The 15,056-nt window shown below is 68.1% G+C and carries 13 protein-coding genes; 1 reads left to right on the plus strand and 12 read right to left on the minus strand.

What is annotated here, in order from left to right; translation table 11 throughout:
• Positions 1–38: 38 nt before the first annotated feature.
• From OG959_RS12950 to OG959_RS13005, 12 genes are all read right to left on the minus strand, one after another.
• Positions 39–1,136 carry a response regulator transcription factor gene (locus OG959_RS12950; protein WP_326658319.1) on the minus strand — a complete coding sequence of 366 codons (1,098 nt, stop codon included), beginning with the start codon at positions 1,134–1,136 and terminating at the stop codon, positions 39–41.
• Positions 1,137–1,182: 46 nt separating this feature from the next.
• The gene (locus OG959_RS12955) at positions 1,183–2,499 is read right to left on the minus strand and encodes a sensor histidine kinase (RefSeq protein WP_326658320.1); all 1,317 of its coding nucleotides are present in this window, start codon (positions 2,497–2,499) and stop codon (positions 1,183–1,185) included.
• A 55-nt stretch (positions 2,500–2,554) separates the two neighbouring features.
• Positions 2,555–3,436 carry a DUF5936 domain-containing protein gene (locus OG959_RS12960; protein WP_326658321.1) on the minus strand — a complete coding sequence of 294 codons (882 nt, stop codon included), beginning with the start codon at positions 3,434–3,436 and terminating at the stop codon, positions 2,555–2,557.
• Positions 3,437–3,450: 14 nt separating this feature from the next.
• Positions 3,451–4,389: a type II secretion system F family protein gene (locus OG959_RS12965; RefSeq protein ID WP_306071487.1), complete on the minus strand. Its 939-nt coding sequence runs from the start codon at positions 4,387–4,389 to the stop codon at positions 3,451–3,453.
• 10 nt (positions 4,390–4,399) lie between these two features.
• Positions 4,400–5,737, minus strand: a complete 1,338-nt coding sequence (locus OG959_RS12970; protein ID WP_326658323.1) for a CpaF family protein — start codon at positions 5,735–5,737, stop codon at positions 4,400–4,402.
• 61 nt (positions 5,738–5,798) lie between these two features.
• Complete coding sequence (locus OG959_RS12975) at positions 5,799–6,176, minus strand: TadE/TadG family type IV pilus assembly protein (protein WP_326658324.1); 378 nt, start codon at positions 6,174–6,176, stop codon at positions 5,799–5,801.
• Positions 6,177–6,179: 3 nt separating this feature from the next.
• Entirely contained in the window at positions 6,180–6,587 is a 408-nt protein-coding gene (locus OG959_RS12980) for a TadE family protein (RefSeq protein ID WP_326658326.1), read from the minus strand.
• Between the two features lie 16 nt (positions 6,588–6,603).
• Positions 6,604–7,875, minus strand: coding sequence for an AAA family ATPase (locus OG959_RS12985; RefSeq protein ID WP_326658328.1), 1,272 nt, complete (start codon positions 7,873–7,875; stop codon positions 6,604–6,606).
• A 7-nt stretch (positions 7,876–7,882) separates the two neighbouring features.
• Positions 7,883–8,593, minus strand: coding sequence for a Flp pilus assembly protein CpaB (cpaB, locus tag OG959_RS12990; RefSeq protein WP_326658329.1), 711 nt, complete (start codon positions 8,591–8,593; stop codon positions 7,883–7,885).
• Between the two features lie 171 nt (positions 8,594–8,764).
• Positions 8,765–9,625: a hypothetical protein gene (locus tag OG959_RS12995; protein WP_326658330.1), complete on the minus strand. Its 861-nt coding sequence runs from the start codon at positions 9,623–9,625 to the stop codon at positions 8,765–8,767.
• 566 nt (positions 9,626–10,191) lie between these two features.
• On the minus strand, positions 10,192–10,428 hold the full coding sequence (locus OG959_RS13000; protein WP_326658331.1) for a hypothetical protein: 237 nt from the start codon (positions 10,426–10,428) through the stop codon (positions 10,192–10,194).
• Positions 10,429–10,474: 46 nt separating this feature from the next.
• The gene (locus tag OG959_RS13005; RefSeq protein ID WP_326658332.1) at positions 10,475–14,074 is read right to left on the minus strand and encodes an ALF repeat-containing protein; all 3,600 of its coding nucleotides are present in this window, start codon (positions 14,072–14,074) and stop codon (positions 10,475–10,477) included.
• 481 nt (positions 14,075–14,555) lie between these two features.
• On the opposite strand from OG959_RS13005, the gene OG959_RS13010 reads away from it, so the two are divergent.
• A complete protein-coding gene (locus OG959_RS13010; RefSeq protein WP_326658333.1) occupies positions 14,556–14,993 on the plus strand; it encodes a hypothetical protein in 438 nt (145 codons plus the stop codon).
• Positions 14,994–15,056: the final 63 nt, after the last annotated feature.

Here is a 15,056-nt window from a genome sequence, read left to right on the forward strand (position 1 = left end):
ACTCGCCACGCTTCGCTCGATCCCCCGATCAGCCATGACTACTTGTCCCCCCGTGCAGCAGGTCCGGCAGGCGATGCCGTGCCGAGCCAGCGAGCAATCGCCTCGCTGCGGCTGCCACTGTGCAGCTTGGTGAAGATGCGGTTGATGTGGTTCTTGACCGTCTTCTCGCTGATGAAGCAGGTGGCGGCGATCTGCTGGTTACTCATGCCGGACGCGATCAGTTCCATGACCTCCACCTCCCTCGAGCTCAGCCCGTACTGCTGCCTGTCAGGAGGCACACCCGGCCTCCCAGCTACGGAAGACTGTCCCACATTCGGTTGCAAATGCGAAAGACCTTGCGGAGAAACAGTCATTCGCGGCCCGGATGGGGCCTGTTGAGAGGGTGCCATGGGCATCGGCGGATGTGCATACGCATCGTGTTGCTGTGGCGAACCAGGGAGGCGGCCGTCATAGCCGGGCTGGCGATACGGAACACCCGAGGTCAGGGCCGTGCCCAGACCCTCCGGCAGAGCCGCACCCCGCGGCCCGGGACCCTGGCGCATATGAGCCAGGAGCGCGTTCGCCGCCGTGGCGGTGAAGTGGGCCCGGCCACTCTGCGTGTCGCGTACGGCCTGCACCAACTGGTCGGCGGTGAACTCGCCGTGCACCAGGTACCCGCCCGCCCCCAGCCGCAGCGCCTCGTGGACGATCTCGCTCTCGCGGCTGTAGGTCAGCATCATCACCGGTGCGACCTGGACCAGGTGCGGCAGCGCGGAGATGCCGTCCACCCCCGGCATACGGACGTCGAGCAACACGACATCCGGGCGGTGCTGGACGGCCATGTCGTAGGCCTGACGGCCGTCCGCGGCCTCGGCGACGACCTGGATGTCGTTGCGGCCGGAGAGCAGGGCGCCGAGCCCGGCCCGGACCACGGGGTTGTCGTCGGCGATGACGACCCTCATCGGACCTGGGGCGGGAAGGCCGGGGGCAGGGGGGAAGGCGGGCATGGTTCCGGATGCCGCGGCCTGCTGAGGAACGGGGAACCCTGGAGAGCTGGATTCGGAAGTGACCGGTGTGCCATGCGAGGACGTGTGCTGGGAGGCGTGGTGCTGTGCGGCCCAGTTCTGGCCCGAGGCACGGGAGACGTCGTCCGACATTCTGCGACCTCCTCTCATGTATCTGTGGGGACGGGTGGGGAGCGGGTCAGTCGAGCGGTGGAGCGGGTGGTGCTTGGGACAGGGCGGCCATGGGCAGTTCCAGGCGGACTTCCGTGCCGGTGACCGCCTTGCCCTTGCCGATGCGGATGCGGGCCCCGATGGACGCGGCGCGTTCGACCATGCCGACGAGTCCGAAGTGGCCGGCGCGTCTGAGGTCGTCGAGGGTGACACCGGCGGGCAGACCGCGCCCGTCGTCGTACACGCTGATCCTCAGAACGTCGCCCTTCACTCCGGCGAGGACGACGAGGTAGGTGGGGTGCGCGTGCCGGTTGGCGTTCTCCATCGCCTCGGAAGCGATGGTGAGCAGTTGCCGCGCCACGACCTGGGGCACGGTCGGGACCGGAATCTCGTTGAGCAGCCGGAAGCTCGCGGTGAGGCCGTGGCGTCGCGTGAAGTCGTCTGCCCGTGCCCGCAGTTCCGCTACGACGTCGATTCCGCCGTCGAGTCCCGACTCGCGTCGCAGGTCCGACAGCAGCTCGCGCGACTCCGCCGCCGCGCGGCGGGCGGATCGGGCGACGAGCTCGGCCTGGTGCTTGACGGTCAGTGGGTCCATCCGGTCCGAGGAACTCGCCAAGCCGTCGGCAGCCATGGCCAGGCCGTGCAGGGTCTTGGCGACGGAGTCGTGCATCTCCCTGGCCAGGCGGGTGCGTTCGCCCTCAATGGCTTCACTCACGGCGAGGCGTGCGCGGGTTTCCGTGAGCGCTTGACTCGCCGTGCCGAAGCGAAGCAGCAAGTTTCGCAAGGTGACGCCGACCGCACCGGCGATCACGCAGAAGCCGGGGAGAAGCAGAGCTGTGGCCTCGCTGGCTTGCAACTGGTCGTCGGTGCCGTACACACCAAAGATGATCAACGTTTGAAGAGCGGCGAAGACTGCCGCGCCCCGCCACCCATAAACAAGCCCTGCGAGCAGCGGGGTGCAGACCGTAACGTACGCCAAGGTGGATTCCGGCGTGGCCGTGATCAGCAGAAGTGCACCGAAAACGGCATCGACGCCGAGCAGCCAGGGGTGGCGAAGAAACAGCGGGCCGAAGCGCTCCCAGTCCCGGAAGAGGACGTAGGAGCCCATGAAGGTGACGAGGATGGCCGCACCGATCAGCCAGGTGGCGAGGCCTGGCGCTGTGCGGTCGATCGCGAACGGTGTCGCTATCGCGGTCATCGCCAGGCGGAATCCGAAGACCTGGCGGCACATGGCCTGGAGCGCGTTGAGCTGGATCGCGAAGGCCGGCTGCGCGCCCGGGTTCGCGAGCGCCTGGCGTACTTCGCTCGTCAACCCTGGTTGAGAGTCGCTCAGTTGAAATGCCATGCGCCTGTCACCTCCTCGGGCTCGTCATTCTCATCATCCTCGGCATGCAGGATCATCACTTCATGAACGAGAAGTCGACGTTGGCCCCGTAGACGAATCCGACCGTCAGCATGACCAGCGTTCCCGGAAGCAGGAACGAGGTGACCGCGAAGGTGGCCTTTGGAACCGCCTTGGCCGCCTTCCGTCGTGCGTTCTGCGCGTCGGTGCGGCGCATGTCGTTGGCGATCTGGATCAGCGTCTCGACGATCGGCGCACCCAGTTCCTCGCCCTGCTGGAGCGTGGTCACGAACATGGCGACCTGCTCCGAGTCGTTGCGCTTGCGCAGTTCCTCGAACGCCTGCCGCCTACTGACGCCCATGTCCATCTGTCGGAGGGTGATCCGGAGTTCGTCGGCCCAGGGGCCTTCGTACTTCTCAGCAACACGCTCCAGCGCCTGACGGAAGCCGAGTCCCGCCGAGACGACGACCGCGAGGACGTCGAGGAAGTCGGGGAGCGTACGTTCGATGTGCTCCTTGCGGACGCGGACGGCCGACCAGATGCCGACCTCCACCCAGAAGGCGCCGAACGCGATGAGCAGGATGGCGACGAAGACCTGGCCGCGCATGAGCATCGACAGGGCGCCGAACGCGCCGAGGGCACCGTAGACCGCACGCCGGGCGGCGTACCGGTCGATGGTGAGTCCGCCGGGGTTGCCCGCCATGTCGATCTGGTGGCGCTTCTTGTTGACGGCCTTGGGACCCATCATCCTGAGCACCGCAGGGGCCCACCGCATGCCCATGCGGTCGATGCCGGAGCCGACCGCGCTGGTACGGCTGGAGCCGACCTCCAGGGCGATGGCCAGGTCCCCGGGCAGCTTGGCGTCGGCACGGTACATCCGGATGCCGGCGATCACTCCGTACACGGCAAGACCTACAACGAGTGCGAGCAACAAGTCCATGTCCGCTCCTCCCCTCAGACGTCGATACGGGACAGGCGCCGGATCACGATGAATCCGATCGCGTACAGGACCAGCGAGACGATGACGGCGACCTGGCCGATGAACGCACCGGTCATGCGGTCGAGAGCGCCCGGCATCACGGCGTTCATCAGGAGCATGGCGCCGATACCGAAGCCTGGGACCGCGTAGGCCGTGACGGTGACCTGCGAGAGCTGCGTCTTGACCTCACGACGCGTCTCCTTGCGTTCCTCCAGCGTCTCGGTGAGGTTGCGCAGGGAGCTGACGACCGTACCGCCGGCCCGGTTGGAGAGAACGAGGGTCGTGACCAGCACGACGAGTTCACGTGACGGCAGCCGCTCGGTCAGCTCGCTCATGGCGTCGTCGAGCGATTCACCGACACTGAGACGGCGGGCGACCCGGGCGAGTTCCTCACCGGCGGGGTCCTCCAGCTCGTCCGCCGCCATGGAGAGCGCGGTACGCAGGGCGAGCCCGGCCTGGGTGGCGTTGGCGAGGATGCGGGAGAGCTCGGGGAGCTGGTTGATGAAGCGCTCGGTGCGCTTGGTCCGCTGGTAGTTCAGGAAGGCGTTGGTGCCCCAGAGCCCGACCAGTGCGGCGACCGGGCCGAAGAAGGAGGCCAGGATCGACGAGGCGGCCATCCAGAGGCCCGCCATGGCGATCAGCGCGTAGACGAAGAACTCGCCGGGCGTGATCTCCAGGCCGGTGGCGGCCAGTTTGAGCTCGATCTTGCGGCCCAGCCCGGTCTTACGAAGCCTGCGGTCGACGCCCTGGAAACGGCGGTGGCGTCCTGCGGCCTGTATCTGGCCGGTGTGCGAGAGGCGGTCGACAAGGGCGTCGCGGTCGGCCTTGCCGCCGGCGTACGCGTGCAGACCCATGACGCCGAGCACGCCGCAGACGAGCGTGACGCCGATCGTGAGGAGGGGGAGATTGGTCATGGCGCGGTACCTACTTGGCCTCTCGGGTGGCGAGCTGTTCGTCGGACGAGGCGACGCCGAAGGCCTGGGGAATGGGCTGGCTGGCCATGTAGAGGCGTTCGGCGATCTTGCGCGGGAGCGGAAGGTACTGGAACTGGCCGTAGATCCGCCCGTCGGCGGCCATCGGCTGGGGAATGAAGCGGGCGACGCTGACGATGCGGTAGTTGTCGCGGCCGTGCGAGTCGAGGATCGCGATCTCGGTGATCTTTCGGCCACCGTCCGCGTGCCGGGTGAGCTGGACGATCACGTCGACGGCGCTGTTGATCTGGTCGTGCAGGGCCTCGAAGGGAATCTTGATCTCGGACATGGAGGCCAGCGTCTGCAGACGCATCAGCGCGTCCTCGGCGTTGTTGGCGTGGACGGTGGCGAGGGAACCGTCGTGACCGGTGGACATCGCCTGGAGCATGTCGAGCGACTCGCCGCCACGGACCTCACCGACGACGATGCGGTCGGGGCGCATACGCAGGGAGTTGCGGACCAGGTCGCGAATCGAGATCTGGCCCTTGCCCTCCACGTTGGCCGGCCGGGACTCCAGCCGGATGACGTGGTTCTGCTGGAGCTGGAGTTCGGCGGAGTCCTCGATGGTGATGATGCGCTCGTTGTTGGGGATCAGCCCGGAGAGCGCGTTGAGCAGGGTCGTCTTGCCGGTACCGGTGGCGCCGGAGACGATGATGTTGAGTTTCGCCTGGACGAGCCCGGAGAGCAGGATCAGCATCTGCTCGTCGAGCGAGCCGAAGTTGATCATCTCCTGGAGGGTGAAGGCCCTCGGGAACCGTCGGATCGTGAGCGTGGCGCCGGTCAGCGCGAGCGGCGGGATGATCACGTTGACACGCTCGCCGCTGGGAAGGCGGGCGTCCACCATCGGGTTCGATTCGTCCACGCGCCGGTTGACGGTCGAGACGATGCGCTCGATGGTCTGCATCAGCTGTTCGTGCGAGCCGAAGCGCATCGGGAGCTGTTCGACCTTGCCGCTGCGCTCGACGAAGATCTGGTCGGGGCCGTTCACCATGATTTCGGTGATGGACGCGTCTTCGAGCAGCGGTTCCAGGATGCCGAGGCCGAGGGCCTCGTCGACGACCCGGCGGATCAGCTGCGACCGTTCGACGGTCGAGAGGACCGGGCCTTCGCGGCTGATGATGTGCCCGAGTACGCGCTCCAGGCGGGCCCGCCGGTCGGCGGCGGCCAGCGAGGACATCTCCGCGAGGTCGATCTCCTCAAGCAGCTTGGCCCGGTAGGAGGCGACCATGTGGCCGTCTTCCCGCCCCCCGGCTTGCTCCTCGGGGGCGGTGATGCGTGCCCGCAGGCTCATGGTGCTGACTCCTCGGTCCGGCTTGCCGGTCTGGTGGGTGTGAGTGGGGAGGCTTCCCTCGCTATTCGCGGGGCATGGTGGAACTGCGGGTGGCGGTACCGAAGTCGTCGACCCACGGAATGATCGAAGGGATCTTGACGTGGGCGGTGTAGGTCACGGTCTTCAAGCCGGGCGAATCCGTGAAGTACGCTTCGCCCTTCGTGGTGATCCAGTCGCTCATGGCCCGGTGACCTGCCACCCTCGGCGCAGTCTCCGGAAAGTCGTGGCTGGCCGTACGCGCCGCCGCCCGGGCTCCGGTGCCTGCCTGGTTCACCGCGTATGCGGCGATGCCCAGCTGGATGGCGCAGAGGCCTACCAGCAGCAGCAGCGGGACGAACCCCATGTACTCGAAGGCGACCTGCCCGCGGTCGCGAGCAGACCTTCGCTTCTTCCCCGTCATGAATCAGCCCTCCTTCGCCGAGGCGGCTTCGCCGGTGACCGTCGGCCCCCAGTCGAGTACTCCAGGCACCAGGACGGGCACGGTGAGGTCGACCTTCACCTTGTACAGGCCGGGTTCGTACCCGCCGCAGTCGAAATGGGCCTTGCCCTGCCAGGCGCTCGGCAGATCCTCCCTACCGGCCTCCTCGCACGCAGCCGTCGGCCTCCACTGCGATCCGTTACCGGCCCGCGCCGCCACATCCGCCGCATTCCCGGCCAGGATGAACGTGTAGCCGAACAGCGCGCACTGCCACAGCGCGATGAGCATCAGGATGATCAGTGGCGTAACCCCGACGAACTCGATCGCGGTCTGTCCGCGGTCGCGGTCACGCCTCCTGCCTATCCGGGTTTCCGCCCTCTCGGTGGTCACCATGGATCAACCTGCCCCCTCAGTCGGTTTTGCCACGGCCCGCGGAATCGCCCCGCCTGCGCGAGCGCCCGATCGAACCCCGGTCGTTTTTGTACTTGCCACTGCCTTCCGCCCCGGCGGGAACCTTCACCAGACCGAGTTCGCCCGCCAGGGCCCAGAGCGCCTGCTTGACGACGCTCTTCGAGTCGAGTTCGTGCATGCGGCCCGCGTCGACCGCGCCCTGAAGTTCCTTGAAGTTGGCGGGAATCGCCGTTCCCGCGATCCGGGTTCCCGTGATCTTCTGGATCAGCGGAGGCTGGATCTCGGTGTTGCGGCTGTAGCGGTTGACGAGCGTCGTCGTCTCCTCCGCCTTACGGATCTGGAGGCGGTCCCACATCCGTACGATGCGCTTCGCTCCGCGTACCGCGACCACGTCGGGTGTCGTGACCAGCAGGGCGATGTCGGCCATCTCGATGGCTGCGGCATTGGCGCCGTTCATCTGGCTGCCGCCGTCGATGACCACGATCTCGTACCGCGAACGCAGTGCGCTGACGATCTGCCGGGCGGCCCGGTCGCTGACCTCCTCGCCCCGTTCGCCCTCGCCGGGTGCCAGCAGCAGGGCGAGCCCGCTGCTGTGGCTGAACACGGCGTCGGACAGCACGCGGGGCGAGATGTCGTTGATCGCGGCCAGGTCGACGATGGAGCGGCGGAACTGTACGTCCAGGAACGAGGCGATGTCGCCGGACTGCAGGTCCATGTCGACCAGGGCGACCGTGTGGCCGGAGGCCTGGGCCGCCAGGGCCAGCTGCACGGCGGTCACCGTCGCGCCGACGCCACCCTTCGCACCACTGACCGTGACGACCGTGCCGCCGGGGCCGGTGAAGACCTCGGCGCCCGCTCCCAGGTGGCGGCGGACCCCGACGGACCAGCCGGCGGCGGCCTGGACGCGCTGGGCCAGCTCCTCGTACGAGAGGGGCAGGCCGACCAGGCCGCGGGCGCCGGAGTCCATGGCTGCCGAGTAGAGCCCGGGGCTCGCGTCGGCGGTGACGAGCACGACCCCGACCGCCGGAAAGCGCAGGGCCACCTCCCGGATCAGCTCAAGGGCTGGAACCGGACCGATCCGCTCGTGCACCAGCACGACCTCGGGCAGCTCGTCCAGTGACTCGGCGGCGAGCCGGGCCAGGGTGTCGAGCAGCGCGGTGGAGTCACCCAGGGGTCCGGCCGGCTCCGCGTCGGGGAGCTGGCTGAGCAGTGTGGTGATGGATCGGGCGGCGTCGGCGTCGCCGACAGCCGGGAGGATTCGTGTGCTCATCCAGTCCTCACTTGTTCTTGTCTTCGTCGAGGTTGTAGCTGCCCTCGCCCGGACGCAGGGTGGTCGGGCTGTCGTCGGGCAGCAGGGCCAGTCGGACGTGCTCGGCGAAGGACTCGGCGTAGGCGACGCGCTGTGCGTCGGTGGTGTCCAGGGCGAAGGTGATCGGCACGGCCTCGGTCGGGCCGCTGCGGGAGTCCTCCTTCGGGTCGAGGGAGGTCAGCTGGCCGACGTCGATGACCTTGGCGTTGGGAACGATGACGCGCGAGGTGGGCTGTTCCTTGTCGTTCTGGCCGCCGAAGGTCGCGTAGATGTTGACCAGGTTGCCCGGCCGGATCTTGCCGGCGACGCCGGTCGCGGCGTCGATCATGATGGCGATCTCCTGCTGCCCGCTCTCCAGCGCCGGGCGCTTGACGAGCATGTCCTCCTGGAGCAGCGAACCCGCGCGGAGGTTGGTGACGGCGATCTTGCCGTCCAGCACCGAGAGGTCGGTGACGGCGTTCTTGGAGAGCCAGCGCTTCGGCATCGAGACCTTCTCGAACTGCCCGGGGTCCAGCGGCCGGTAGGGGGCTATGTTCGATTTGACCTGGTAGGCAGTCACCTCCGGCCCTACCTTCGAGTTCACATCACTGATCACCGAGAGCACGCCGGCGAACGCACCGAAGGCACAGAGGATCGAGAGAAGAAGAAGGATGACGCCGCGGCGTTGCCGTGAGTTCATGAGCGGAGCAACCTCGTTGAGAGACGTGGGCCGATGAGCGGACAGAGGGGCGGAGCGGGGTCGGGCCGAGGCGGGTCACGCTGCGGCGTCCGCCCGTACGGAAGCGGGCCGGTGCCGTGCGCGGTTCGCCGGGCTGTGGGTGCAGCAGCGGCACACCGCCGTCGCGGTGGCTCACGACCCGTGGTGCATGGGTGTTCCTTGGTTCAGGACACCGGAACCGTGCGTTTGGTTCTCCGGCGGTTTCAACGGGGCCGAGCACAGGCCGCAGCGGTCGCCGATCAGTTCATTTCCGCACCAGGTGCAGACCTCCCTGCGAACCGAAGAAACCAGCTGATAAATCAGTGAAATATCGGGCAGAAAGGCGGCGAATTCGATCATTTTCGGAGTACCCCACCAAGTGGGCGAATCCGCGGGCAAGGCGACTTCCTGCACGGCCTGCACCTGCCAGGCCGGAGCGATCGTGGACGCCACCCAGTCGGACTGCAACTGCCCCTTGGCAACGAGCAGATGGGTGGAGAACTCGGGGCCGGTGAGGTCTCCCGAGCCGATCTTGATCAGCTGGGGGTTCGGATTGGCCAGCACACCGAACTGCGAACCGGGGACCCATGACTTCGCGTGGGCCTTCAGGCTGACGGGCACGCGGTCGAGCTTGGTGACCGAGTTCAGCAGCGCCCCGGCGTGGATGTAGTGCGAGAGCAGCCTCGCAGCCGAGGCGACGACTCCGGCACTGAAGTCACAGATGGACAACTGCCGCAATTGACGCACCAGTACCGCCACCCCCAAGGGGGGCAGATCGGCCTTGATCAGCGCAATGCGGTCACTTTCCAGCATCGAGCGGATCATGTGCAGCCGACGCTCATGGGCGACCGGAATGCTGGCGGGATAGACCGCGATGACATAGCCGTGCTGCTCCAGGAGCAGATGCATGTCACTCAGCGCCTGGTCGAGCGGCTGCTCGTCGGGCGCCCTCAGGACCACCGCCGTGGGCGTCTGCTGGTCGGTCGGAGGCAGCACGAGGTCAGCACTGGTCACTGCTATTGCTGTCGGCACGCTGTTCCCCGTTCGGCTCCGGCCGCCGCGTACCGCCGGCCGCAATCGCTCCTGCCAGGTGCTCCTTACTCGGGCGCTCCTGCCTCAGCACTTTATCCACGTCCGGGGAGGCAGAGAACACCTTTGGGGGCCCAGTGAGGCAGGGCTCACGAAGTCCGCACAGGGCGTTCGCCTGACAAATCACCCCAAGTGACTGGTAGTTAAATTCCGTACCATTCGGCGACTAAGTTGTGGGTACCGAGACAATTCATGATCCTTTTCCACTTCGGCGCACGTCAGAGGCGTGGGAGCGCACCCCCGCGGCCGCCTCCGGTACCCCTGATGGGCCCAGCGTGAACTATGGGCCCGGATTGGGGCCCCCGGGCCCACACGGGGTCACGGGGAGTCGCCTCCGCAGCGCGTGCGGTCCCGCACATGGTCAGGGGCATGGGCAGCCTGATCGCGCAATGTCCCCTGACGGATGCCGAAGACACCCGGACCGGCCAACGCAGCGGCCGCCGGCAGAAGGCCGGCGGCCGCTCGTCACCGCGCGCGCTCAGCGCACGGTGCTACTTCCCGAAGTCACCCAATTGAGGGAGCAACCGCTCACGCGCCGCCTCCAACTGCTCGCCGTAGTCGGCGGCGAAGATGGCCGGCAAGGACGTCTCAAGGGCTCCGCTGATGACGAACAAAGCGGACCATACCGCCCGGTCGTCGACTTGAGCCGCGAACTCCTTCGTGTGCAGAACCCGGTCCATCCAGTCGGACAGGACCAGCGCCTGGTCCTGCGACAACTCGATCCTCATGCCGCACCTTCCCGAATTCGGGCCTTCTCGCGGCGATTGTCCGGCATTACAGTACTCCGTCCCGCAGCAAATACAGGAGCTGATCGCCGTCTGATCGCCAGCCGCCGAGATACATGCCCACATCCGGCCCGCTCCGGGCGAACGAGACATGCAGGCCGGTTTCGTCGACGAAGTGGGTGGCGGGCTTTTTCCGGAACGTCCCCTCGATCCTGCGGGTGCCTGGATTCGTCACCAGCCGTTCGATAGCTTTGAGGAACTTCTCCGCGTTCGCCAGACTGTAGTCGCCGGACACTCCGAAGGCCTCGGCGTGCATGACCCCCTTGGTGTCCTTCCTCATGTAGTGGTGCGCGGCCCTGTTCGACTCCATCCAGAAGGTGCCGCACCCGGCCGAAGCGGGCGGTGGCAGGTCGAGGATCCGGAGCGTGCCGAAGCCTGCTTTGTCGACGGTTTTGCAACCACGCTTGAGGTTGCGCAGTGCCTCGTACGACCGGGTCAGCAGTTTCAGTTTGGACTGGACGATGACGTCTGTCGTGAGTTCAGCGCAGGCCCAGAGGTCCTTCTTGATGGCGCAGTTCTCGAGTTGGGTGAGCCCCGTGAGCGTTGCGGTGACCTGCCACAGTTGCTGCATGGCGTCGTTGAAGGCGGGGCCCACGGAGATGATCTGGCACAGGAGTGCCTTCTGCACGCACCAGCGGACGGGATTGTCGGTCATCTCGCAGGTGGGATCCAGAGCGCCGCATCGGTACAGCTTGCGAGCCTGCGCCCCCGGGTCGTTCTCCGCGGCCTCCTTGACCTCGAGCAGAGCCCTGCGTCGGGCCTCCTCCTCCTCTTTCCGCTTCTGCACGGAGATGGTGAAGGCTTCTGTCGCTGCTGCGAGAGCCGCCGCGGAGTCCTTGCCGGCTGCGATGGCCGAGGCGCGGGCCTGATCGGAGTCGAACCATGCCTGGGCGGCGGATGCCTGGGCGTTCTCGGCGGAGACGGTGGCGGTGGCGGCGGATGCGGCCGCGTTGTCGGCGTCACGGTCCGCGTTGTCCGCCGCAGTGCGGGCGGTCTTCGCGGACGCTGCCGCGGCGGCGGCCGAGGTCTCGGCGTCCTTGGCGTGCTGCGCGGCCTGGTCGGCATAGGTCTCGGCGTCGTCGGCCGAATCCTGGGCCTGCTTCGCGTACTTGTCCGCATCGGCGGCGGCCTTGCGGGCGAGGGCAGCCACCTTCTGCGCGGTGGCCGCGTCCTTCTGCGCGAGCGCGGCGATCTTCGCCGCCTCCGAGATCAGTTCCTGCATCAGCGCGAGGTGGGTCGCGGCGAGAAGGTCCTTGCGCTGGGCCATGTGCTGGCCCGACTCGATGAACGCGTGCAGCATCTGCGTCGAGCCCTCCAGGGCGATCCGTGCCGCAGACCTCACCTCGGGACCACCACTGCTGATCAGCTGTGCGGCACGTACCCGCTCGTCCTCACCGCGCGCCGTGGCCAGCGTGCTCGTCAGGAACGTGCGGTAGGCGGCGATCGTCCCGGCCGACATCGCGGCCCGTCCCGTCCGCTGGACCTCGGGCCCGCCCACGGAGACGGCCTGGGCGATGGCGAGCCGGAAGTCCTCCTCACCCGCCTCGTACTGACCTTGCGTCAAAAACGCCGTGATCTCGGCGGCGCCCCCGTCCAGGGCCACCTCCGCAGCGTCCCGTACCGCCTTGATGGAGCTGTCTTCGGCAAGCCGCTCCGCATGGGCGCGGTCGTCCTGCTCCGCGGCCAGCCGCCATCCGTTACGCAGGTATTCGATGACCACCTCATCCGTGCCGGTGAGCGCGGACTCGGCGGCGGCCCGCCCCCAAGGGGTGCCCCCCGACATCGTCAGCATGGCCAGTTCGCGGCCGTCGGCGGCGATGGCCGCGAGGTCGGCCTCGGGCTGGGCGGCCGCGGTGGCCAGGCGTTGGGCCTCGGCCTCGCGGTCCATGCTCTCCTGGTCCACACGGGTCTGCTCGGCCCGTCGTGCCTCTTCCTCGGCCTTGGCGTCCTTGGCCCGCTCGATACCCGCATTGGTACGGCCCAGCAGCTCCTCCGCCTCGACCTCACGGGCCAGCGTGTACACGTCCTCGGCCTTGGCGGCCATGGTGGACGCCACATTCGCGGCCGTGGTTGCCGCGTTCGCGTGCGCGGTCGACTTCGCCGCCGCCGTGGCGGCCTCTCCTGCGTGGTCGGCGGCATCATCGGCCGCCTCCGCCGCGTTGTTCGCATGCGTCGCGGCCGACCTGGCCGCGTCACGCGCCTCCCCTGCCGCCGTCGCGGCCTTACGGGCCAGGGCCTCCGCGGCACCTGCGGCACGGTTCGCCTCACTGGCATGCCGACGTGCGGCCGCAGCCGCGGCTCGCGCCTCCGCGGCCTGCGTGCTGCTCTGCCCGGCGTACCCGCTCGCCTCCACCGCGGCGTCCGCGGCAAGGTTCGCGTTCGCCCCGGCACCTGCGGCAGAAGCCGCCGCATCCCCGGCCGCCGTGGCTGCCAGCACCGCCTGATCGGCCGCGTCAGCCGCCAGGTTCGCGCCCTTGGCGGCACCACGCGCGTCCTCCGCCGCCTTACGCGCCGCTGCCGCGTTGCCCGCGTCCACAGCCGCGTCCGCCGCCGCACCGCGCGCCTTCGCCGCAGCCTGCGCCGCGCCAGCGGCGGCAGCCGCCGCCTGCGACGCCGCACTCGCCGCGATCCGCGCCGAGTTGCTCGCGGCATTGGCCGCGTTGATCGCCTTCTGCGCGGCAGCCGCGGCCTGGGACGCGGCCTTGGACGCACGCCCCGCGGCCTGTGCGGCCTTTTCCGTGTCGTTCTTGGCCGCTTCCGCCTCCGCAGCAGCCAGCTGAGCCGCTTCCTTCGCCAGCTTGGCTGCCTCGACCGCCTGCGCCGACGCCTCCTTGGCGGCTGCCGTCTCACTGGCCGCCTGGCGCCCGGCCTTCTGCGCCTGCGCCGCCAACTGGGCAACCGTGGCATGCTCCTGGTCCCGCGAGCGCGCCACGAACTGGCCCACTTCCAGGAACTCCGCGATGTCCTGCGCGGTCCCGCCCAGCGCCAGCCGCCCGGCCGCTTGCACGGCAGGCCCGCCCGCACTCATGAGCTGCACCAACTGGACCCGGTTGTCCTGTTCACGCTGGCTGTACTGGCCGGAGTCCAGGAATGCCTTCACATCCTCGGCCGTGCCGTTCAGCGCGGCCCGCCCTGCCTCCTGGACACCGGGGCCGCCCGCACTCATGACCTGTGCCACGAGCACCCGCTGGTCCTGCTCCAGCGGGGACTGCCAGCCGTCCGCCAGGAAGTCGTCCAGCTCCTCGGGCGTCCCGGCGAGCGCCGTGCGGGCGGCCGACAGGAGCTGGGTGCCGCCGACGCCGGCAAGTTGGGCCGTCAGGACCCTGTTGTCCTGGAAGTCCAGGTCCGAGAAGGCGTTCAGGAACGTCTGCACATCGGCGTCGGTTCCCGTCAACGCGGCTTCGGCGGCGGCCTTGACACCGGGCCCACCCGACTTCCAGAGCTCCACGACCATGCCCCGGTCGGTGGGCACCACCAACATGGTGCCCGGGACGATCTCCGGCGGAACGTCCTCGGCTGCCGCCGGTGAAGACCCGAGCAGACCCACCACCAGAGCGAGCGGCAACAGGGTGAAGCTCAGTGCGCGCATCGCGCGCACTGCTCTCCTTGCGCCACCCGGCCCATGCAATCGTCGTTTCAATTTCACGCGTTTTGTCTCCACGTCAACTCGTATTGGCACGCGATGAATCCTGGCGCGGTGATGATAACTGCCGCTATTTACAAGCCGGTTGTATTTCCTCCACACGGAGTTTTCTTGAGGAAAATTCCGGTGGGCGGCTTTTGTTCCTCCCGCCAGAGGTCGCTTCGCATGACCGGATTCCGCCGAACTGGCGGGAAAGCTACAGCCGACACGGGTGAAGTCACGCCAACCGGGGGTTTTCAGACAGCCCTTGACGGGCTTAAAGGTGCCGTTTAACATCCAGCGACATCTTTTCCTGATCATTACATCTTGGCGGGGGCCTCCGGATGCGCAGGCGCCATGCCCGGAAGGACTCGCCGTGGCTCATCGCACCCGTAGAACACTGATTGCCGCAGCCGTGGGGATACTTGTGGCGGGGGTCGGAATACCCTTGGCCTCTGCCGCCGATGAGCCCGCCCAGCAGGCCACCGCGGAAACACCGCCGTCCGCCGTGGAGGACTTCTCGTACCCCGGCGCCGCGAACATCCTCGCGACCAAGGGCATCGAGCTGAAGAAGGGCGACGGGCATGTCCTGCTGGCCGATTGCGACCCGGCGGCCGAGCAGATCAGAGTCCTGACCGTCAAGGACGACACGGTGGGCCGGGCCGGCACCTACTGCTTCCGGGCCACGGCCGCAACGGGCTTCATCACGCTCTCGCTTCCCCGGGTGTTCGCTCTGGAAGCCGCGGACCACCCCATCAGCGCCGACCTCACCGCCAATGGTCAGACGGCCACGATCGACCTGCCCGAAGGCGGCTTCGAGTCCGTCGGCGAGGGCACCGTCGGCGGCGCCCAGTCCGTGCTCGTCGAGATCCGCGTCACCGGCTGACCCCGAACGCACCTAGCGATCCCGGGAACGCCGCGCTCCCGACTGCCCGCTTGCCGCACCGGC

The organism is Streptomyces sp. NBC_00385, from assembly GCF_035917155.1.
Lineage (GTDB): Bacteria > Actinomycetota > Actinomycetes > Streptomycetales > Streptomycetaceae > Streptomyces > Streptomyces poriferorum.

What these genes read in the sequence shown, in the direction of transcription:
- OG959_RS12950 (WP_326658319.1), bottom strand. Translation starts at nt 1,136, where the DNA reads ATGTCGGACGACGTCTCCCGTGCCTCGGGCCAGAACTGGGCCGCACAG.
- OG959_RS12955 (WP_326658320.1), bottom strand. Translation starts at nt 2,499, where the DNA reads ATGGCATTTCAACTGAGCGACTCTCAACCAGGGTTGACGAGCGAAGTA.
- OG959_RS12960 (WP_326658321.1), bottom strand. Translation starts at nt 3,436, where the DNA reads ATGGACTTGTTGCTCGCACTCGTTGTAGGTCTTGCCGTGTACGGAGTG.
- OG959_RS12965 (WP_306071487.1), bottom strand. Translation starts at nt 4,389, where the DNA reads ATGACCAATCTCCCCCTCCTCACGATCGGCGTCACGCTCGTCTGCGGC.
- OG959_RS12970 (WP_326658323.1), bottom strand. Translation starts at nt 5,737, where the DNA reads ATGAGCCTGCGGGCACGCATCACCGCCCCCGAGGAGCAAGCCGGGGGG.
- OG959_RS12975 (WP_326658324.1), bottom strand. Translation starts at nt 6,176, where the DNA reads ATGACGGGGAAGAAGCGAAGGTCTGCTCGCGACCGCGGGCAGGTCGCC.
- OG959_RS12980 (WP_326658326.1), bottom strand. Translation starts at nt 6,587, where the DNA reads ATGGTGACCACCGAGAGGGCGGAAACCCGGATAGGCAGGAGGCGTGAC.
- OG959_RS12985 (WP_326658328.1), bottom strand. Translation starts at nt 7,875, where the DNA reads ATGAGCACACGAATCCTCCCGGCTGTCGGCGACGCCGACGCCGCCCGA.
- cpaB (WP_326658329.1), bottom strand. Translation starts at nt 8,593, where the DNA reads ATGAACTCACGGCAACGCCGCGGCGTCATCCTTCTTCTTCTCTCGATC.
- OG959_RS13000 (WP_326658331.1), bottom strand. Translation starts at nt 10,428, where the DNA reads ATGAGGATCGAGTTGTCGCAGGACCAGGCGCTGGTCCTGTCCGACTGG.
- OG959_RS13005 (WP_326658332.1), bottom strand. Translation starts at nt 14,074, where the DNA reads ATGCGCGCACTGAGCTTCACCCTGTTGCCGCTCGCTCTGGTGGTGGGT.